This is a genomic window from Proteiniclasticum aestuarii, from assembly GCF_017368455.1.
In the GTDB taxonomy this organism is placed as follows: domain Bacteria; phylum Bacillota; class Clostridia; order Clostridiales; family Clostridiaceae; genus Proteiniclasticum; species Proteiniclasticum aestuarii.
This window is the reverse complement of record NZ_JAFNJU010000008.1, coordinates 43,014-62,405: the sequence shown is the minus strand read 5'-3', so window position 1 is coordinate 62,405 and position 19,392 is coordinate 43,014. Positions and strand designations below refer to the sequence as shown.

General features: G+C 48.4%; 23 protein-coding genes and 1 riboswitch. Of the genes, 19 read left to right on the top strand and 4 right to left on the bottom strand.

Annotation, left to right across the window (positions count from 1 at the left end):
• Positions 1–209: 209 nt before the first annotated feature.
• From J3A84_RS10905 to pyrE, 8 genes are read left to right on the top strand one after another with little or no spacing between them, the layout of a single operon-like run.
• Positions 210–1,091 carry an aspartate carbamoyltransferase catalytic subunit gene (locus tag J3A84_RS10905; protein ID WP_207600066.1) on the top strand — a complete coding sequence of 294 codons (882 nt, stop codon included), beginning with the start codon at positions 210–212 and terminating at the stop codon, positions 1,089–1,091.
• The gene (locus J3A84_RS10900; protein WP_207600065.1) at positions 1,088–2,368 is read left to right on the top strand and encodes a dihydroorotase; all 1,281 of its coding nucleotides are present in this window, start codon (positions 1,088–1,090) and stop codon (positions 2,366–2,368) included. The genes J3A84_RS10905 and J3A84_RS10900 overlap by 4 nt, the downstream gene beginning before the upstream one ends.
• On the top strand, positions 2,361–3,437 hold the full coding sequence (locus J3A84_RS10895) for a carbamoyl phosphate synthase small subunit (RefSeq protein WP_207600064.1): 1,077 nt from the start codon (positions 2,361–2,363) through the stop codon (positions 3,435–3,437). The genes J3A84_RS10900 and J3A84_RS10895 overlap by 8 nt, the downstream gene beginning before the upstream one ends.
• A complete protein-coding gene (gene carB, locus J3A84_RS10890) occupies positions 3,438–6,617 on the top strand; it encodes a carbamoyl-phosphate synthase large subunit (protein ID WP_207600063.1) in 3,180 nt (1,059 codons plus the stop codon). It abuts the gene before it with no gap.
• 10 nt (positions 6,618–6,627) lie between these two features.
• Positions 6,628–7,395 carry a dihydroorotate dehydrogenase electron transfer subunit gene (locus J3A84_RS10885; RefSeq protein ID WP_242694170.1) on the top strand — a complete coding sequence of 256 codons (768 nt, stop codon included), beginning with the start codon at positions 6,628–6,630 and terminating at the stop codon, positions 7,393–7,395.
• Positions 7,388–8,302 carry a dihydroorotate dehydrogenase gene (locus J3A84_RS10880; RefSeq protein ID WP_207600062.1) on the top strand — a complete coding sequence of 305 codons (915 nt, stop codon included), beginning with the start codon at positions 7,388–7,390 and terminating at the stop codon, positions 8,300–8,302. Before J3A84_RS10885 ends, J3A84_RS10880 begins: the two co-directional genes overlap by 8 nt.
• A gap of 16 nt (positions 8,303–8,318) precedes the next feature.
• Positions 8,319–9,020 carry an orotidine-5'-phosphate decarboxylase gene (gene pyrF, locus J3A84_RS10875; RefSeq protein ID WP_207600061.1) on the top strand — a complete coding sequence of 234 codons (702 nt, stop codon included), beginning with the start codon at positions 8,319–8,321 and terminating at the stop codon, positions 9,018–9,020.
• A complete protein-coding gene (gene pyrE, locus J3A84_RS10870) occupies positions 9,017–9,646 on the top strand; it encodes an orotate phosphoribosyltransferase (protein ID WP_207600060.1) in 630 nt (209 codons plus the stop codon). The genes pyrF and pyrE overlap by 4 nt, the downstream gene beginning before the upstream one ends.
• Before the next feature lie 105 nt (positions 9,647–9,751).
• Here pyrE and J3A84_RS10865 read toward each other — a convergent pair whose 3' ends face one another.
• The gene (locus J3A84_RS10865; RefSeq protein ID WP_207600059.1) at positions 9,752–10,111 is read right to left on the bottom strand and encodes a hypothetical protein; all 360 of its coding nucleotides are present in this window, start codon (positions 10,109–10,111) and stop codon (positions 9,752–9,754) included.
• A 366-nt stretch (positions 10,112–10,477) separates the two neighbouring features.
• On the opposite strand from J3A84_RS10865, the gene J3A84_RS10860 reads away from it, so the two are divergent.
• The 3 genes from J3A84_RS10860 (at position 10,478) to J3A84_RS10850 (ending at position 12,679) form a co-directional block, all read left to right on the top strand.
• On the top strand, positions 10,478–10,657 hold the full coding sequence (locus tag J3A84_RS10860; RefSeq protein ID WP_207600058.1) for a hypothetical protein: 180 nt from the start codon (positions 10,478–10,480) through the stop codon (positions 10,655–10,657).
• Between the two features lie 251 nt (positions 10,658–10,908).
• Positions 10,909–12,351 (top strand): MerR family transcriptional regulator, encoded by a 1,443-nt coding sequence (locus J3A84_RS10855; protein ID WP_207600057.1) that lies wholly within the window; start codon positions 10,909–10,911, stop codon positions 12,349–12,351.
• Between the two features lie 55 nt (positions 12,352–12,406).
• The gene (locus J3A84_RS10850; protein ID WP_207600056.1) at positions 12,407–12,679 is read left to right on the top strand and encodes a hypothetical protein; all 273 of its coding nucleotides are present in this window, start codon (positions 12,407–12,409) and stop codon (positions 12,677–12,679) included.
• Between the two features lie 128 nt (positions 12,680–12,807).
• Here the strand turns inward: J3A84_RS10850 and lepB are convergent, their stop codons facing one another.
• Both lepB and J3A84_RS10840 read right to left on the bottom strand, forming a co-directional pair.
• On the bottom strand, positions 12,808–13,356 hold the full coding sequence (gene lepB, locus J3A84_RS10845) for a signal peptidase I (protein ID WP_207600055.1): 549 nt from the start codon (positions 13,354–13,356) through the stop codon (positions 12,808–12,810).
• Positions 13,353–13,517 (bottom strand): hypothetical protein, encoded by a 165-nt coding sequence (locus J3A84_RS10840; protein WP_207600054.1) that lies wholly within the window; start codon positions 13,515–13,517, stop codon positions 13,353–13,355. The genes lepB and J3A84_RS10840 overlap by 4 nt, the downstream gene beginning before the upstream one ends.
• A 215-nt stretch (positions 13,518–13,732) precedes the next feature.
• On the opposite strand from J3A84_RS10840, the gene J3A84_RS10835 reads away from it, so the two are divergent.
• From J3A84_RS10835 to J3A84_RS10800, 8 genes are all read left to right on the top strand, one after another.
• Positions 13,733–14,128, top strand: a complete 396-nt coding sequence (locus J3A84_RS10835) for a zinc ribbon domain-containing protein (protein WP_207600053.1) — start codon at positions 13,733–13,735, stop codon at positions 14,126–14,128.
• Between the two features lie 274 nt (positions 14,129–14,402).
• Positions 14,403–15,518, top strand: coding sequence for an aldo/keto reductase (locus J3A84_RS10830; protein WP_207600052.1), 1,116 nt, complete (start codon positions 14,403–14,405; stop codon positions 15,516–15,518).
• A gap of 123 nt (positions 15,519–15,641) precedes the next feature.
• Positions 15,642–15,821: a hypothetical protein gene (locus J3A84_RS10825; protein ID WP_207600051.1), complete on the top strand. Its 180-nt coding sequence runs from the start codon at positions 15,642–15,644 to the stop codon at positions 15,819–15,821.
• A 102-nt stretch (positions 15,822–15,923) separates the two neighbouring features.
• Positions 15,924–16,148, top strand: a complete 225-nt coding sequence (gene relB / locus J3A84_RS10820) for a type II toxin-antitoxin system RelB family antitoxin (protein WP_207600050.1) — start codon at positions 15,924–15,926, stop codon at positions 16,146–16,148.
• A 1-nt stretch (position 16,149) separates the two neighbouring features.
• A complete protein-coding gene (locus tag J3A84_RS10815) occupies positions 16,150–16,416 on the top strand; it encodes a type II toxin-antitoxin system RelE family toxin (protein WP_207600049.1) in 267 nt (88 codons plus the stop codon).
• Positions 16,417–16,547: 131 nt separating this feature from the next.
• Positions 16,548–16,706, top strand: a complete 159-nt coding sequence (locus tag J3A84_RS10810) for a gamma-glutamylcyclotransferase family protein (protein WP_207600048.1) — start codon at positions 16,548–16,550, stop codon at positions 16,704–16,706.
• Positions 16,675–16,908 carry a gamma-glutamylcyclotransferase gene (locus tag J3A84_RS10805; protein ID WP_207600047.1) on the top strand — a complete coding sequence of 78 codons (234 nt, stop codon included), beginning with the start codon at positions 16,675–16,677 and terminating at the stop codon, positions 16,906–16,908. Before J3A84_RS10810 ends, J3A84_RS10805 begins: the two co-directional genes overlap by 32 nt.
• Positions 16,909–16,944: 36 nt before the next feature.
• Entirely contained in the window at positions 16,945–17,430 is a 486-nt protein-coding gene (locus J3A84_RS10800; RefSeq protein ID WP_207600046.1) for a hypothetical protein, read from the top strand.
• A 92-nt stretch (positions 17,431–17,522) separates the two neighbouring features.
• Here the strand turns inward: J3A84_RS10800 and J3A84_RS10795 are convergent, their stop codons facing one another.
• Positions 17,523–18,848: an NCS2 family permease gene (locus tag J3A84_RS10795; protein ID WP_207600045.1), complete on the bottom strand. Its 1,326-nt coding sequence runs from the start codon at positions 18,846–18,848 to the stop codon at positions 17,523–17,525.
• Between the two features lie 231 nt (positions 18,849–19,079).
• Positions 19,080–19,182, bottom strand: a riboswitch (purine riboswitch).
• Positions 19,183–19,392: the final 210 nt, after the last annotated feature.

Here is a 19,392-nt window from a genome sequence, read left to right as displayed (position 1 = left end):
TTTCTTTGTGAACAATGATAAATAGTTGACATTTCCGGTTGACAGGAGAAACAATCCGCTATAAAATCTAAAAGAACACTTTAAATCAGTCCCGTGAGGCTGAAAAGAGAAGAAGAATACTTTATGATCAAGGCAGGAGTCTACAGCTCCGCTTTCATCTGTTATGGTTAACTGACCTCTTTTTACCGCGGGTAAAGGAGGTTTTTATTATGGAAAGAAATCTGTTCAGCTTAAGAGAACTTGAAATCAATGAAATTAATTCTTTACTCAATCGTGCTATGGCGTTTAAAAATGGTGAGGTTTCACACTTTCCGGATCGGATCGTGGGGAATCTTTTTTTTGAGCCCAGCACCAGAACACACCAGTCCTTTATCATGGCAGAAAAGAAAATGGGGATGCAGAACATGGATCTGTTTCCCGAAGGAAGCAGCCTGAAGAAAGGAGAAAGTCTCTACGACACGGCAAAGACCTATGAAGCCATCGGGGCAGATGCCCTGGTGATCCGATCCAAAGAGGACAAGTACTATGAAGCCCTTCGCGGAAAGCTCTCTATACCGGTTTTAAACGGCGGAGACGGAAGCGGAGATCATCCGACCCAGAGTCTTCTGGATCTTCTGACCATCAGAGAAGAGTTCGGAAGCTTTGAAGGGCTGAAGGTCCTCATTGCAGGAGACATCTCCCACTCCAGGGTGGCCCATTCCAATATGGAAGTCATGGAGAGACTGGGCATGAAAGTGTACCAGAGTGCACCAGAAATCTTCCAGGAGAAAAAGAGAACCTATCACGACATGGATGAGATCATCGGTGAGATGGATATCGTCATGATGCTCAGAGTCCAGCATGAGCGCCATGAAGTGAAATCCGTGGTGGACTGCGAAAGCTACAACAGAGACTATGGCATGAATGAGAAGAGAATCTCCCTCATGAAGCCTTCCGCCATACTCATGCATCCTGCTCCGGTGAACAGAGGGTGGGAAGTCACAGACGAAGTGGTGGAATGCGAAAAAAGCAGAATCATGAGACAGATGAGAAACGGCGTCTATGTCAGAATGGCGGTACTGGAAAGAGCACTTGCGGAGGGGAATTCATGAAGATCATCCATGCAGTAAGAATCAGAGAAGGAAATGAGACAGAGCCCTGTGAAATCAGAATCCATGAAGGAAGAATCTTCGAGATCGGAGAAAAACTTTCAGAGAAAAAGGGCGAGGAAGTGTACGATGCCAGAGGGATGCTGGTGACACCGGGATTTGTGGACATCCATGTGCACCTGAGAGAGCCTGGCGGAGAAAAGAAGGAGACCATCCGAACCGGATCCAGAGCCGCTGCCCTTGGCGGATACACCACCATCGTGGCCATGCCCAACACCGACCCGGTGCCCGATACACCGGAAAAGCTGAAGGCCTTTCACAGGAAAGCGGAAACAGACAGCCTCATCCGGGTGAAAAGCTATGGCGCCATCACAGAAGGAGAAAAGGGCATGGAGCTGGTGGACTTCACTGCCATGGACAAGGAAGGAGTCATAGGCTTCTCCGATGACGGGAAAGGGGTTCAGAGCGCAGGGCTTATGTATCAGGCCATGCGAAGCATCAAAGAGCTTGATGGCATCATCACCGCCCACTGCGAGGAAGACTCCATGCTCTTTGGTGGATACATCCATCAGGGAGACTATGCAATAGAACATGAACACAGAGGCATCCATTCCCTCACGGAAGACCTTCAGATCCTGAGAGACCTGGCTTTGAGCGAGGCCACGGGATGCCGCTACCACATCTGCCACATGAGTACCTCAGGCGGCGTCCGGGCCCTTGAAAGAGCCCAGAGAGATGGCGCTCCGGTCACGGGAGAAGTGACGCCCCATCATCTGCTTCTCACGGAGAACCATCTTAGAGAAGATGGAAACTTCAAGATGAATCCGCCGCTGCGCAGCGAAAGAGACCGGGAAGCTCTGGTGAGAGGTCTGCGGGAAGGCGTCATCGGCGCCATCGCCACAGACCATGCACCCCACACCAGAGAGGACAAGGAGAAAGGCCTGGAAGGCAGTGCCTTCGGCATTGTGGGTCTGGAAACATCCTTTGCCCTTCTTTATACCCATCTGGTGGAGAAAGGACACCTGACACTGGAAAGACTGGTGGAAGCCATGACGGAAGGTCCATCGGAAATCATTGGACTGCCCTATGGCAGGCTGGAAGAAGGGGCAAGTGCGGACCTCACCTTCATCGACCTGGAAAGAGACTGGGTCATAAGAAGCGAAACCTTCGCTTCCAAGGGGAAGAATACGCCCTTTGAGAACTGGGAAGTGAGAGGAAAAGTGGAGACCGTGATGCTGGAAGGAATACCCATCGTAGAAGGAGGAAAGATCATTGAATAAGAAACTTGTGCTGGAAGACGGCAGCGAATTTCATGGAAAAGCCTTCGGGTACAAGGAAGATGTCTATGGAGAAGTGGTCTTCGCCACCTCCATGTCGGGCTATCAGGAGCTTCTCACAGACCCCTCCCTCCTGGGCCAGATGCTGGTCATGACTTACCCACTGGTTGGAAATTACGGGATCAACCGGGAGGACTATGAGTCGCTGAGACCTTTTCTCTCGGCACTGATTGTAAGAGAGCACTGCACCCATCCTTCGAATTTCAGAAGCGAAAAGACGCTGGAAGCCTACATGGAGAAATACAGACTCCCAGGCCTTTCCGGGATAGACACCAGGCAGCTCACGAGGCACATTCGTGAAAAGGGTGCACTGAAAGGCGCCATCCTTCCAGCGGAGATGCCACTTTCAGAGTGCCTTGAAAAGATCGATCGTCATCCCTTCTTCACCAATCACATCGAGCGGGCGTCCACGAAGAATGCCTACGATGTACCAGGCGGCGGCAAGAGGGTCGTCCTCATGGACTTCGGCATGAAAGCGGGGATCCTGAAGGGGCTTCTGGAGGAAGGCTATCATGTGTCCGTGGTGCCCCACGACACCAGTGCAGAAGAGATTCTGGAGCAGAACCCTGATGGGGTGCTCCTCTCAAACGGTCCTGGAAATCCGGAGGATGCGCTGGTCCCCATAGAAACAGTGAAAGGGCTCTTAGGGCAGGTTCCGCTCTTTGGCATCTGCATGGGCCATCAGCTTCTGGCACTGGCGGCAGGGGCGAAGACCAGGAAGATGAAGTTCGGTCATCGGGGCGGAAACAACGCCGTGCGGGACCATCGAAGCGGAAAGGTCCTCATCACCAGTCAGAACCATGGCTATGAGGTGGACAGTGCATCCCTTGAAGGGACCGGTCTGTCTGTTCTCTACAGCTGCGTCAACGATGGGTCCATAGAAGGCCTGGTGCTTCCTGGCAGGAAGGCATTCTCGGTGCAGTTTCATCCGGAAAGTTCACCAGGACCCAGGGACGCCAGGGTCCTCTATCAGGAATTTAAAAGACTCATGGAAAACGGGGAGGTAGAGTAAATGCCAAAGAGAGAAGATCTGAAAAAGATCCTGGTCATCGGATCAGGACCCATCATCATCGGACAGGCTGCGGAATTCGACTATGCGGGGACCCAGGCCTGCCAGGCCATCAGGGAAGAAGGCATCGAGGTGGTACTTGTGAATTCCAATCCGGCCACCATCATGACGGACAAAGAAATGGCAGACAGAGTCTACATGGAGCCTCTGACCCTTCCTTTTCTGAAGAAGATCATCCGAAAGGAAAGACCCGATGCCCTGCTTCCTTCCCTAGGAGGACAGACAGGCCTCAACATGGCCATGGAGCTGCACAAAGACGGCATCCTTTCTGAGTTTCATGTGGAGGTTCTAGGCACGGACCTTAAGGCCATCGAGAAAGCGGAGGACAGGGAAGTCTTCCGAAGCCTCATGAAGGAAATCGGAGAGCCTGTACCGCCTTCCTTCATCACCCAGGATGTGGCGGGAGCCCTTCGCTTCGCGGATGAGATCGGCTATCCCGTCATCGTGCGGCCCGCCTTCACCATGGGTGGAACCGGAGGAGGCATCGCAAAAGACAAGGCGGAGCTGAAGGCCATCGTGGAAAACGGACTCAGTCTTTCCCCCGTGGGACAGTGCCTCATCGAGATGTCCATCGCAGGATGGAAGGAAATCGAATTTGAAGTCATGAGAGATGAAAATGATACAGCCATCGTGGTCTGCTCCATGGAGAATGTGGACCCTGTAGGGATCCATACGGGAGATTCCATTGTGGTGGCTCCGGTTCAGACCCTGACGGACAAGGAGGTGCAGATGCTCCGAGATGCATCACTCAAGATCATCCGGGCACTGGATATAAGGGGCGGATGCAACGTGCAGCTGGCGCTGGATCCCAAAAGCTTTCAGTACTTCATCATTGAAGTCAATCCGAGAGTGTCCAGGTCTTCCGCCCTGGCGTCTAAAGCCACGGGATACCCCATCGCCAAGGTGGCATCGAAGATTGCGCTGGGATACAGACTCGATGAGCTTGTGAATCCTGTGACCCAGGCCTCCTACTGCTCCTTTGAACCAGCCATCGACTACATCGCGGTGAAGCTGCCCCGGTTCGCCTTCGACAAGTTCCAGTCGGCCAACAGAAAGCTGGGTACCCAGATGAAGGCCACGGGAGAAGTCATGTCCCTGGGAAGCTCCTTTGAGGAAGGCTTACTAAAGGCGGTGCGCTCCCTGGAAATCAAGGCAGACCAGCTGAGTCTTCCGAAATACAAGGACATCGAAACGGAAAAGCTTCTCGCTCTGCTGTCCCGGGCGGAAGACGACAGACTCTTTGTGATCTACGAGCTGCTTCTTAGAGAAGTCGCGCTGGAAAGCATAGAAGAAGGAACGAAGATGGATCTGTTTTTTCTCCATAAGCTGAAAAGTATCGCGGATCTGGAGCTTCGCATGCAGAAGGAGCCTCTTGAAGAGATTCTTCCGGAAGCGAAGAAGATGGGCTTCTCCGATGCAGCCCTTGCGAAGGTGTGTGAAATCACGGAAGAAGAAGTGGAAGGGATGAGAAGAGCACTTTCCCTTCGCCCGGTCTACAAGATGGTGGACACCTGCGCGGCGGAGTTCGGTTCAGAAACGCCTTACTACTACTCCACCTATCAGGTGGAAAATGAATCGGTGGCATCAGACCGGAAAAAGGTCATCGTTCTAGGCTCCGGTCCCATACGCATCGGTCAGGGTGTGGAGTTTGACTATGCCACGGTCCACTGCGTCTGGTCCATCAGAAAGCTGGGCTATGAAGCCATCATCATAAACAACAATCCCGAGACCGTCTCCACGGATTTCTCCATTTCCGACAAGCTCTACTTCGAGCCCCTGACCCTGGAGGATGTGATGCATGTGGTGGAGCTGGAGAAGCCCATGGGCGTCATCGTCCAGTTCGGCGGTCAGACCGCCATCAATCTGGCTGAAGGTCTGGAGAGAAGAGGGGTAAGAATTCTGGGCACGAGCCTTCAAAGCATCGACCTTGCAGAAGACCGGGATCTCTTCGAGAAGAAGCTGAAAGAACTCTTCATCCCCATGCCGGAAGGAAGCGTGGTGCATGACAATAAGGATGCCAGAAGCACTGCGGAAGAAATAGGGTATCCGGTTCTTCTTCGCCCCTCCTATGTACTGGGCGGAAGAAACATGGAAATCATCCATAGGGAGGAGGAGCTTACGCTCTACATGAACAAGCTGCCGGAAGAGACAAAGACGGAAGGAATTCTTGTGGACAAATACCTCACCGGAGTGGAATGCGAAGTGGATGCGATATCCGATGGGAAAAACATCATGATACCAGGCATCATGGAGCATATCGAGCGTGCGGGGGTCCACTCGGGAGATTCCATGGCAGTGTATCCGCCCATCTCCCTGTCCGAAGAAACGAGAAACATCATCGTGGACTACACGGAGCGGATCGGAAGAGGGCTTGACATCGTGGGTCTCTACAACATCCAGTTTGTGGTGGACCAGAGCGGCAAGGTCTTTGTGCTGGAAGTGAATCCAAGAAGCTCCAGAACGGTGCCTTTTCTCAGCAAGATCACCGGGATGCCCATGGCGGATATCGCCACTCAGGCCATCCTTGGGGTAAGCCTTACAGAGCAGAACATTCCGCTGGGCCTTCTGCCGGAAGAGAAGCAGTATGCCGTGAAGATGCCGGTGTTCTCCTTCGGAAAGCTGAGAAAGGTGGACATTGCCCTGGGACCGGAAATGAAATCCACGGGAGAAGTCATCGGAAGAGATGGGTCTCTCCACAAAGCGCTCTATAAGGCCATGATCGCTGCAGGGTTCGAGATGCGAGCATACGGAAAGGTGCTCTTCACCATCGGAGACCGGGACAAGGAGGAAGCTCTGTCTCTTGCGAGGCGCTTCAGTGACATCGGCTACGGCCTGGTGGCCACGGAGGGCACCAGAAGATTTCTTGAAGAGCATGGCCTCAAAGCCCAGGGGGTCGAAAAGATCGGGGAAGGAGAGGAAACGGTACTGGATGTCATAAGAGGAAGGAAAGTGCAGTTTGTGGTGAACACCTTCTCTATGGCAAAAAGAGATTTCATCTCCGACGGCTTTCTCATCCGAAGAGAATCCGTGGAAAGCAACATCCCCTGCCTGACGTCGCTGGATACGGCAGCAGCCATTTTAAATGTACTGGAATCCATGAACTTATCTGTGGAAGCCTATTAGGAGGAATTCAATGAGTAAAGTGATGAAGATGAAGATCCTGACCAATGAATCCATTGCCAAGAAAGTGTTTCGCATGAAGCTTTCGGCGGAGGAAGTGGACTTCAAGACCCTCTCTCCCGGAACCTTTCTCAACATCAGAGTGGGCAAAGGGATGGAGCCTCTGCTGAGACGCCCCATCTCCATCTTCGATGCCGATGAGAAGGAGAAGACTCTGACCATCATCTACAAGGTGCTGGGGAGAGGCACCGAGCTGATGAGCTTCCTGAAGGAAGGGGAGCATCTGGACGTGCTGGGACCTCTGGGCACAGGGTTTCCTGTGCAGGATGAAAGCCGGAAGGTGCTTCTTGCAGGCGGGGGCGTCGGTGTGCCTCCACTTTATGAGCTGGGAAAAAGGCTCAGGGAGAATGGGGTGGAGATTGTGACGGTGCTGGGTTTTCGAGATGAAGCCAGTGTCTTCTGCCAGAAGGATTTTCTGAAGCTGGGAAAGGTGCTGATCGCCACGGAGGACGGTTCTGTAGGAGTAGAAGGATATGTCACCGATGCCATACGAGAGATGGGGGAGGATTTTGATACCCTCTACGCCTGTGGTCCCAGAGCCATGCTGAGAAGCCTGGATGAAGCCTATCAGGATAAGAAGAAAGGCTATCTCTCCTTTGAGGAGCGGATGGCCTGCGGCATCGGCGCCTGCTACGGATGCATGACGGAAACGAAAGATGGACTGAAGCGGGTATGCAAGGACGGACCTGTATTCAGGCTGGGCGAGGTGGTTTATGAATAAGGATATGCTGGCGGTGAATCTCCCTGGACTGAATCTCAAGAATCCTGTGATGCCGGCTTCAGGCTGCTTCGGATTCGGAAGAGAATTCGCAGAGTATTATGATCTGGGCCTTCTAGGCGCCATCATGGTGAAGGCGGTGACGGAGGCGCCCAGACGCGGAAACAATATGCCGAGACTTGCGGAAACGCCGGCGGGGATGCTGAACGCCATCGGGCTTCAGAATCCGGGCCTGGAAGGAGTAAGACGGGAGCTTGCATGGCTGGAACAGTATCCGGTGCCCATCATCGCCAATGTGGCAGGATATACGGAAGAGGAATATGTCCGGGTGGCGGAGAAGATTTCGCAGTCGCAGAATGTGGCGGCGCTGGAGATCAACATCTCTTGTCCTAATGTGAAGGAAGGAGGCATCCTCTTCGGTCAGGATCCGGAGGTGGCCTATGCTCTGACGAAGAAGATCAAGGCGGTCTCGAAGAAGCCGGTCTACATGAAGCTCAGCCCCAATGTGACGGACATCACCGCCATGGCAAAAGCGGTGGAGGCGGGTGGCGCCGACGGCATCACCATGATCAATACGCTGGTGGGCATGCGGCTGGATCTTCAGACCGGAAGAGCTGTCCTTGCCAATGGAACCGGGGGCCTCTCCGGGCCTGCCATTAAACCTGTGGCCGTCAGGATGGTCTATGAGGTCTACAAGGCGGTGAAGATCCCCATCATCGGCATGGGCGGGATTTCAACGGCAGAGGATGCCCTGGAGTTCTTCTATGCGGGCGCCAGCGCCGTGGCGGTGGGCACAGAGAATTTCGTCAATCCCTACGCCTGCCCGCAGATCATAGAGGGTCTGCCAGAGCTGCTTAAAGAATATGGATTCAGTCATGTGAAGGACGCTGTCGGATACGCACACAGATAGAGAAAAGGAGAAAAATATGAAAGATGTGATCATAGCCCTGGATTTCAGAAACAGAGAGGAGGTGCTGACCTTTCTGGACAGATTCCAGGAACCCGTATATGTGAAGGTGGGGAAGGAGCTGTTCTATGCGGAAGGTCCCTCCATTGTGAGAGAGATCAAAGCTCTTGGCCATAAGGTGTTTCTGGATCTGAAGTTCCATGATATTCCCAATACGGTCCAGGGTGCTGTGAGAAGCGCCGCAGGACTGGATGCGGATATGCTGAATCTTCATGCCATGGGTGGAGGCGAGATGATGCGCGGCGCCATGAAGGAGCTGGAAGGCAGAGAGAAGAAGCCGCTTCTGATTGCGGTAACGGTACTGACCAGCATGGATGAGAAAACGCTGAAGAGCGAACTTCATGTATCGCTTTCCCTGGAGGAGGAAGTGCTTTCTCTTGCCAGTCTGACAAAGAAATCAGGACTTCAGGGTGTAGTCTGCTCCGCCCTGGAGGTGCCGAAGCTGAAAAAGGCTCTGGGCGAAGATTTTCTGACCATCACGCCAGGCATCCGCCCCAAGGAGAGCGCCTCGGGAGATCAGAAGAGAGTGGTGACACCGGCCATGGCAAGAGAGCTGGGGTCAGACTACATCGTGGTGGGCAGACCCATCACTAAGGCAGAGAATCCTTATGCAGCTTACCTGAAAATCAGAGCGGAATTCATGGGAGGAGAAAGAATATGAGAGAAATAGCAGAGATTCTACTGAAGATCAGAGCCGTGAGTCTTTCTCCCTCAGAGCCCTTCACCTGGGCTTCCGGAATCATCTCCCCCATCTACTGTGACAACCGGCTGCTTCTTTCCTACAGGAAAGAATGGGGCGTGGTCATGGAAGCCATGCGAGAAGTGGTGGAGAAGGAGTTTCCCGATGCCGAGTGCATCATGGGCACTGCCGCAGCAGGCATTCCTCATGCATCGGTACTGGCCTATCTCATGGAGAAGCCCTCAGGCTTTGTCAGAGGAAAAGCCAAGGATCATGGAAGAAAGAATCAGATTGAAGGAAAGATTCAGGAAGGCATGAAGGTGGTGGTCATAGAGGATCTGATCTCCACAGGAGGCTCCTCCATCGAGGTGGTGGAAGCCCTGCGAGAAGCCGGATGCGATGTGCTTGGTATGGTCTCCATCTTCACCTACGGTATGGAAAAAGCGAATCGAGCCATGAAGGAAAAAGAGGTGAAGCTTCATGCCCTCACCACCTACAGCGAGCTTCTGGATACGGCGCTTACCATGGACTACATCACGGAGAAGGACAGAGAAAAACTGAAAGTCTTCATGGAGAATCCTCAGGATGAGGGATGGAGAAAGATGTAGAAATAAAATAGAAGGATGCACCGGATTGCCCTTTCAAGTAGTATGAAAGGAGAAATCCGGTGCACTGTTTTATTCGGTCTGATCTGATCGTATTCATTTCTAAAATTACAAGAAGGAGAATATGAAGGTCCAAAAGATGTATGTAAGCGAAAGGATGAGTATTACTCCTACAAAAATCGTTAACCGTTTAGGAATTGAAAATTCAGTGTTTCTCATTTTCAGCTCTTTACGCGCATCCATCCATCCCCAAAGGTAAAAACCGGATATAAATAATAGCGTTCCCACGGCAGTTCCGTGATAGGTGCTAACCATGAAAGAAACAGCACTGTTGATTATCCATAAGATGATAATGGTGCCTAGTATCATTTTCTTGTAGTGATCATTTTTCTGTAAATACAATGCCAGCTCTTCATCTGTCTCGTCTAAAGAATCAGCATCTTTCTTGAAGGAGTCTTTTTGTGACATCATGCACCTCCGTGGCGTTTCATGTTTTCTTTTAGTATAGCTAAAATCAGGCAGGGATTCCATTTTTCAGCGCTACCACCATGCAGTGTCTTCTCTTCAGCTAGGAGCGCAGCACCTGATTCTAATACTGTCTTTTTCGTTCGTATCAGTGGCATCCTATACGAAGGAAAAAGACAAAGTTCAAGATATGAAAATGATACGCTCATACAACTTCTGCCATTAGTATAACTTTGTTTATAGGATGAAGAGTTGAAATATAGAATACAAAACTGCATAGAATAATAACGTTTTGAATATTCAGTATAAATTCTTATGCTATTGTTTTATGATAGATTTAGATGCATATAATAAATCAAGGAGGTACATATGAAAAGATCAGACGTTTCAAGAAACATTTTACTGGCAGGTGGTGTGATCGCTCTGTTATCTGCGCTTCTACCCTGGCAGAGCAAAGATATCATTGGCCGGATTCTTTTTGGTGTGCTTAGTGTTTTACTCTTTGCTGGTGCCTATCTTCAGCAGAAAGATCATAAGAAAAGGAATTAATGCAGTCCGATCCCGAAGAAGCTGTATATAGGATTCCAGTGGATTCTTCTTTCGATTCGATCCAGGTCAGAGTGGATGGTCAGACTGAAGCATATGTGAAAGCGTTTTGAAGTAAAAACAGGTTGGAGGACACATTATGTGATGATGAATCAGAATAACTGAAGTAAAATTGATGTTTTTCAGTGAAATCCTTGACTGTGCACCTTGTGCGTAGTTTAGAATTGAGACATAACTAGGGGGGGATGGCTTCAGTGAAGATCAGAGAAATTGAAATCAGGACTGGAATGGACCGAACCAATATCCGGTTCTATGAAAGAGAAGGCTTAATCAGTCCTTTGAGACAGGATAACGGATACCGGGAATTTTCAGAGGAGGATCTGGAAACTCTTCTGAGAATCAAGCTTCTGAGAAGTATTCATGTACCACTGGATCAGATCAGGGGGCTGATGGAGGGGGAAATATCTCTTACTGACCTTCTGGATAATCAGATTCATGTCCTGGAAGATGAAAAAGAAGATGTGAATTATGCTCAGGAAATCTGTAGACTCATGAAAAATGAAGAAAGCAGCGTTCTGCATCTGGATGCGAAAAAGTATCTGGATCAGCTGGATGAAAAATCTTGTCTTTCAAAAACGGATTACTTCTCAGTTAAAAAGGATAAACTTCCTCAGGTATACAGTCCCGTGAGAAGATTATTGGCTAGAATATTGGATTTATCCATCTATGGCTTCTTACTGGATTCTGTTCTGGTGTTCATTTTTAACATGATTACATCAAACAGAAATGCAGTGGAAAATTTACTGTTCACTGGGGTGGTTATATTATTCATGCTGCTTATGGAACCACTTCTACTGATGAAATTTGGCACAACACCTGGGAAGGCACTTCTGGGACTAATAGTGAGAAATCCCGAAGGAATGAGACTTTCTTATGCAGAGGGATTTCGAAGAACCTTCGGTGTCATCCGCTATGGAATGGGGTTTCAGATTCCAATCTATAACATCATACGCCATTACAAGAGCGCAAAAATCCTTGAAGAGAAGGAGACTCTTCCTTGGGATGAGGAGATCGCCTACACCATGAAAGATGAAAAGGTCTATCGGAATGCTCTTTTCATCGGTGCTGTGATTGTCGTGATCGCTTCGAATGTGTTCCTTATAGATTTGGAGATGCTGCCACCGAATAGAGGGGAGCTGACCATAGAAGAGTTTGTGGAGAATTACAAGCATTATGAGAAAGTGCTTGAAGTCGGAAAGGATGATTATGAGCTGAACAGATTCGGAGAGTGGATCAGTACGCGAAATGATCAGGTTTTCTATGTGGATATTGCACATTTTGAAAAGCCCCTATTCAGATTCGAACTTTCGGATAAGATCATTAAAAGTGTGTCTTTCGATGTGACGATAAGAAACAAGAAGATGCCTCTGGCAAGCAATCGTGAAGAGATGATTCTGACCTATTATGCTCTGGCAGGAGCTCAGAAGGAGACGACAGTCTTCTCGCAGCCGATCCATGAATTCAGCCTGCAAAACCTTGAGAATGGATTCACGGGATTCAGTGAGACCCATCGAGGTGTGGAACTAGATGTTGAGGTTTCCTATGAGGGATATGAGGAAATGGCGGGCGTGCTTTTCCCGGTGGATGAGGAGACGCTCCAGAATTATAGCCTCGCTTTCTCTGCAGCTGTACACTAAAAGGATAAGACAGCATAATCAAAGGCGTAGAATAAAGTTATGGAGGGCAGCAACTATGTTTGAGGAAAGAAACAAGAAAATATGGGAAAAAGTCAGACCCAAAGGAATGAAATCCTATCTGATTCAAAACGGATTACTGACGCAAGGTCTGACTTTCTTCATCGCATTGGGCTTCATTTCACCGCTTGTTAACCATGGGTTTTCAGCGTATTATTTCCAGTCTGAAGCGTTTCGAAACAGACTGATTTTCATCGGAATCGTGGCTCCAGTGTATGGTGTGTTCATAGCGTATTCTTCATGGAAATCCCTTGAAAAGAAATTCGGATAGTTACAGCATGGTTTCAATAATATAACAGTTGAAAAATGAATACTTCATACAGTCTGGAATCGGCTGTATATAGACAAGAGCTGCAAATGGATTATTGAATCTTCATCTGCAGCTCTTCTAGTTCAGGTTCAGTTTACGGCCAGGGCCACAGATTGAATGTGCTCTATATGGAAGGGGCCCCACGCGCGGGAATCGGAGCTGTCCAGCCTGTTGTCGCCCATGAGAAAATATTCCTCTTCACCCAGGGTCATGAGAAGATCGTCTTCCCCGGGTCCGCTGTAATAGGCATAGGGTTCACTGAGAAGTTCATGGTTGATGTATACCTGATCTCCATCTATGCGGATGGTCTCTCCAGGGAGTCCAATGATCCGCTTCACGATGATGAGAGGTTCACCGGAATCTTCCACAGGGATTCCCTGGTAGGTGACCTCAGCGCTGACGATGTCTCCACGCCTGATTTCCTTGAACTCCGGGTCGATGTAGAGAATCCTTGAGTCCTCAGTGACGGCTTCATGCATGGATTCCCCGAAGATATTCGTATGCACATAAAGGCCGAGATGGATGAGGATGCTTAAGGTGGTGATGAAGCCCAGAAGCAGGGATAGAATCGTCAGTGAGGAAAGGAGGAAGATCAGATTCCCTTTTGGCAGTTTTCTGTTCATCCATTTTGCTCTCATAGATAGAACCCTCTCAGAAGAAAGAGCAGCGTGCCCAGAATCCCGATCAGATAAGCGGCGGGCAGGATTCTCAGGGCATATCTCAGGAAATCTCCATTGGTGTATGATTTTGATGCTGAAGCATCAGAGGCGCTTCCTGTAGGTGTTTTCTCTCTATTCATGGACTTCATCTCCTCTCATGGTAAAAGGTTTATTTCATATAGTAACATTATTAGGTATTGCTATATGAAAATCAAGAAGAATGGAAAAGAATCGGAAAGGAAGAACTTTCTACTAAAGAAACTTTTATGCTTGAAGGACTATGATGTCTACTGTTGAAAGAAAACAGGAAACAGGTAAATAGAAGAAATATAGAATTTCAGGGAGCGGATGAAAGATGATGGAGAAAGTTAGAAGATTTATGCAGGGTCGCTATGGTGTGGATGAACTATCGAGGTTTCTAATGTTTTTAAGCATCGGGATGATTTTTCTGGGCGGAATCACGGGAAATGGACTTCTGAACCTATTAAGCATTGTCTTCATCGGATTTGCCTATGCGAGGCTTCTGTCTAGAAACTTCTACAAGTGTTCCACGCAGAACCAGAAGTATCTCAAGCTCAGATATAAAGTCATGGGCAGATGGAGCAGTTTGCTCACGGGATTCAGAGAGAGAAAGATCTACAGATTCTACAGCTGCCCTCAGTGCAGCCAGAAGGTGAGAATTCCTAGAGGGAAGGGGAAGGTAAGAATCACCTGTCCCAAGTGCAGTAATGAGTTTTCAGGAAAGAGCTGATAGGGCAATGAATTCATAGAGGAGGACATCGCGGAAGCGGTGTCCTTTTCCATGCCTCTGATTATTGTGATTATAATGAACAGAATGTGCAGATCAGTGGAATGAAAGGAAAATCGGGACCAATTTGACATGCTTGGCTAAAGTTGCAATCGGATATGGTAAAATACCTATAGGAAAAGAAATATTTTTGCTAAAAAGTCATCATGCATCAGAGGAAAAGACCGATTGCAGGATGGCAAGGGGAACAGTCTCTAAGCGAATCAGGGGGTATAGTATGGAAAAAAGAAAATTTGAAAAACTGGGTGTTTCACCTTCACTGCTGGGATACGGGTGTATGCGGTTTCCAGTGAGAGAAGATAAGACCATAGACGAGGAGAAGGCCCAGGCGCTTCTGGACCACGCCATTGAAAATGGCGTCACCTACATCGACACAGCCTATCCTTATCATGATCAGCAGAGCGAGACCTTTGTGGGAAAGGCACTATCAAAATATGACAGGGACAGCTACTACCTGGCCACAAAGCTTCCAGTCTGGATGGTGAAGGAGACTTCAGATGTCCGGAAATACTTTGAGGAGCAGCTGCGAAGACTTCAGACAGACCATGTGGATTTCTATCTTCTTCATGCGCTGAACAAGGAAAGATGGGAAGACATCAAGAGACTGGATATGATCCGTGAAGTGGAAAAGCTGCGGGAGGAAGGAAAAATCAAGTACATCGGATTCTCCTTCCATGATGAATACCCTGTGTTTGAGGAGATTCTCACCTACAGAGACTGGGACTTCTGCCAGATTCAGCTGAATTATGTGGATACGGTGATTCAGCAGGGCATGAAGGGATATGAGCTCACTGAGAAGCTGGGTATTCCTGTGGTCATCATGGAACCTGTGAAGGGCGGAGCTCTGGCAAAGCTTCCTTCTGTCATGGAGGACATCTTCCATGAAGTGAGTCCGGAAAGATCCGTGGCTTCCTGGGCGTTCCGCTATGTGGCTGCGCTGCCCAACGTCAAGGTCATTCTCTCAGGTATGACGGAGAGGAGTCAGCTGGAGGACAACCTTCAGACCTTCGGGAACTATAAGGTTATGTCTCCAGATGAGATGGAGGCCGTGGAAAAGGTCACGAAAATCTACAGGAGCAGGCAGAAAAATGAATGCACCGCCTGCGGATACTGCATGCCCTGTCCCTTCGGCGTGAACATTCCAGGGAACTTCAAGCTCTGGAATCATGGTGCCATCTATGAGGACCTGGCCGGAGCTAAAGAAAAGTACCAGCTTATGGATGCATCCAAACGAGCAGACATGTGCCAGGAATGTGGAGCCTGTGAACCACAGTGTCCACAGTTCATCACCATCATTGAGGATCTGAAGCGTGTGGCCCTGGAGCTGGGCTGATCGGTCACATTGCATGTGAGAAGAAGTCCGTGAGGTCTTTAAAAGAATAATAATCTGAAGCCGTCCTTCTCTTTTGGAGTGGCGGCTTTTATGCTACCAGAATGAAAGCCAAGGAGGATAACGATGCCTGAATCAACTGTTAATGAAGCCATTGAAAGATTCCTGTCCCAGGCGCTCTTAAGAAGTTACTTTCCAAGAAGCTCCTATGCCAGGGAGGCCGTCTCCAATCTTCTTGAAATGCTGCGGTCAAACTATAAAAGTAGAGAAGCAAGGACTCTCTTTGTATTGGAGTACCCTATCTAGTATCTGTTTTTTCAAAGCGGTATTATGCGATATTATTGTGTTTCAGGCTTTGCAAATTGTAGTACAATGTGTTACAATTGATTTACGAAAGGAAGTGATTAAATGAGTACTGTATCAGTTAGAATGAACAAGGAAGAGCAATCTGTATTTACTGAATATGCAAAATTGACAGGAGTGCCATTATCTACTTTACTTAAAAAAGCGCTTGAAGAAAAAATAGAACATGATTTTGATCTGAAATCAATTCTGGAATATGAGAAGAGCATTGCAGACAATACTTTGAAAACCTATACCCATAGCGAAGTGAATAAGATGTTAGAGTTGTAATATGGGATATGAAGTTATTTACTCAAAGGAGGCTGTAAAGAGCCTTAGAAAACTAGATAAAGGGCAAATTAAATTAATCTATAGCTGGATTGAAAATAATCTCGTGAATACAACCAATCCAAGAACTAACGGGAAACCATTAAAGGGAAATCTGAAGGAATATTGGAGATACAGAGTAGGAGAATATCGTATTATTGCAGATATTCAAGATGCGAATATTACGATTGTAATTGTGAACATCGGTCATAGAAGGCAAGTTTATAAATAAAAAGCATCCTCCTCGAAGGGTGCTTTTTGTTTATAAACATCTCTACCCCGAAGAAGTTTGGGGAAAGAGTGTTCCCGTTCCTTTAAATGGCAGATGGATCTGGCTAAGAGATTCAGTTTGAAGTGCTCAGCATGGAAGGATTATCGAATAAGTTATGGGTCGGCAAAAGAACGCCGCTTCGAGGAAGCAGGAACCATGCATCCTATCTTCAGGACGCGAAGTATCTGGGGGAAGCGGAGCTAAGTGGATACGGGCTCTATGATCTTGGAAGCTACCCGGGCATCAGGTGAAGTTTATGCAGTAGATCGGGAAACCCCTCAGCGCCTTCATGTTCTGGAGGGAGAAGGTGAAATATATGCCTATGAGGAGGTCAAGGTGGAAATGGATGGAAAGGAAATGCAGCATGTGGGTACCTACAGGTATCTTCATGAGGTGAAGGGAGAGAATCAGATTCCTTATGAGGAACAGCCCTATGGTAAAGAAAGGAAATAGAAGAACCTTGTCTGGTACGCGGCCTATGGTTCCAATATGCTGGAGGAAAGGTTCCTGCACTATATCCATGGCGGCAGCTTCAGAGGAAAAGGCAGAAATCAGAAGCCCTGTGGGGACACCTCCAGTCCAAGAGCGAAGAAAGCCTATGTGTTTGAGCACGACATGTACTACGCCAAGGAATCAGGAGCCTGGGAACATGGAGGCGTCTCCTTTCTGGATGTGACAAAACCTGGTAAAGCCTATGGCGTGGCTTATCTCATCACAGAAGAGCAGCTGGATCATCTCTGGAAAGAAGAGAATGGTGGACAGATGCCTGTATCGGGGAAAAGCTGGTATGATCATAAAGCGGAACTCGGCACCATGGACGGTTATCCGGTGTTGACCGTGACAAACAGAAGGGTCCTTGAGAAGAATGAACCTGGAGAAAGGTATAAGGATGTGCTCATGGAAGGGCTCCGGGAAAACTATAAGGAGCTCAGCGAAGTAGAGATCAGATCCTATGTGGAGTCAAGAAACAGATAGGTCAGCAAAGTAAAAATCAGATCGGCGCCATGGGGAGGCGCTGATCTGATTTTTCTTGTTGAAGGGCTATGAAATAATGAAGTTTTTGATCCCTATCTAGGCAGGAATGCCAGCTTCAGGACGAATACGATGGCCAGGAAGTAGACCAGAGGATGAATCTCCTTGGGCTTTCCTGCCGCAAGCTTTGTGATGGGATAGAAGATGAGTCCCGCACCGATACCGTTGGAGATGCTGTAGGTGAATGCCATGACAGCCAGGGTAAAGAATGCTGGAAGGGATTCTTCGAAATCATCAAAGTTGATGTTTTTGATGGTGGTCATCATGAGAACGCCCACGATGATCAGTGCTGGAGCAGTTGCCTGTCCTGGTACCATCAGTGCAAATGGAGCAAGGAAGATGGCCAGAAGGAACAGGACTCCTGTGGTTACGGCTGTTAGACCAGTCTTACCACCTTCTGAAACACCGGCTGCGGATTCCACGTAGGTTGTGACAGTGGATGTTCCAAGAAGAGCACCAGCTGCAGTTGCTACGGCGTCAGCCATGAGCGCTTTGTTCATGTTCGGAAGCTTTCCGTTTTCATCCAGCATACCCGCTTTTGCGCCGGTTCCGATGAGGGTTCCGATGGTATCAAACATATCTACAAGTACAAAGGATAATACGACCACAAAGATGCTGCTGGCTACTGCGACGAAGCCGCCGCCCATGCTTAAGAGGTCTGAAAAACCTGGGTTGAGTGCTTTACCGAAGGTAGGCATGATATTCAGGGAGAATGCGTTCCATGTGGTATCGGTGACGCCCATGGGAATACCGATGAGTGTGGTGATGATGATACCAAGAAGCAGTCCGCCTCTTACTTTTCTGGACATAAGAACAGCTGTGATCACAAGACCGATGACAGCAAGAAGAACCGTTGGCTGTGTGAAATCACCAAGGGTGATTAAGGTTGCTGGGGAGTCCACGACGATTCCGGAGTTCTGGAAACCGATGAAGGCGATGAAGAGACCGATTCCGGCGCCGATGGCGTGCTTTAAGGAGTTCGGAATGGCTTCCACGATGGTTTCTCTGAAACCTGTGACGGTCAATAGAATGAAGAAAAGTCCGGAAATGAATACGGCAGCAAGAGCTGCTTCCCAGGTGTAACCCAGGGTCAGGACCACGGTGTAGGCGAAGAATGCGTTCAGTCCCATACCCGGTGCCTGTGCGAAAGGAAGTTTCGCATAAAGACCCATGATCAGCGTACCGATTGCTGCAGAGATACAGGTTGCCATGAATACGGCGTTGAAATCCATGCCTGCTTCAGCAAGGTAGATGGGATTCACGACCAGAATGTAGGCCATGGTGACGAAAGTGGTGATACCGGCAATTACTTCAGTTCTGACTGTGGTGTTGTGTTCCTTTAACTTAAAGAAATCGTTCATTGTTTGCCTCCTGATTTTGCTTTGATTTGGTTGAAGTCTGAAAAACACTCTTATAACTGGAAAAATCTAAACACATATATAATTTCGCTGGTTCAAAAAAAATAAAGCTCGGAAGGATAGGCCTGTGTTACAAGTGAAACCTATCCGTCCGGGCTTTTCTCCCATCGGTGTGACATTGAAGTCAATGTCTGTATCGCTCGGTCCAGCTTCTCTTTTAAAAGAGAACGGAACCCTAGATACACTTTCACTCATAGTAGGATATTTTACGGTCATCCTGTAGAGACTGTCGAACCACATTATCGGACATTATATGAGCTGTTTTCATTATTCAATTCATGTGTTAATAATACCAAATGATACGGTGCAGGTCAAACATTTTCTTATAAAAATATTTTAATGTTCGTGTTTTGATCCTGGAGAGGAGAGAGTGGTAAGAAAAGTTCATTTGATTTTAAAGATCGCTTTGTTTACTATGCACAAAGAAACAGATTGAATTTTAGATACTTTACGGATGTATTGCTGGTCCTATCCATGATAAAGTGGT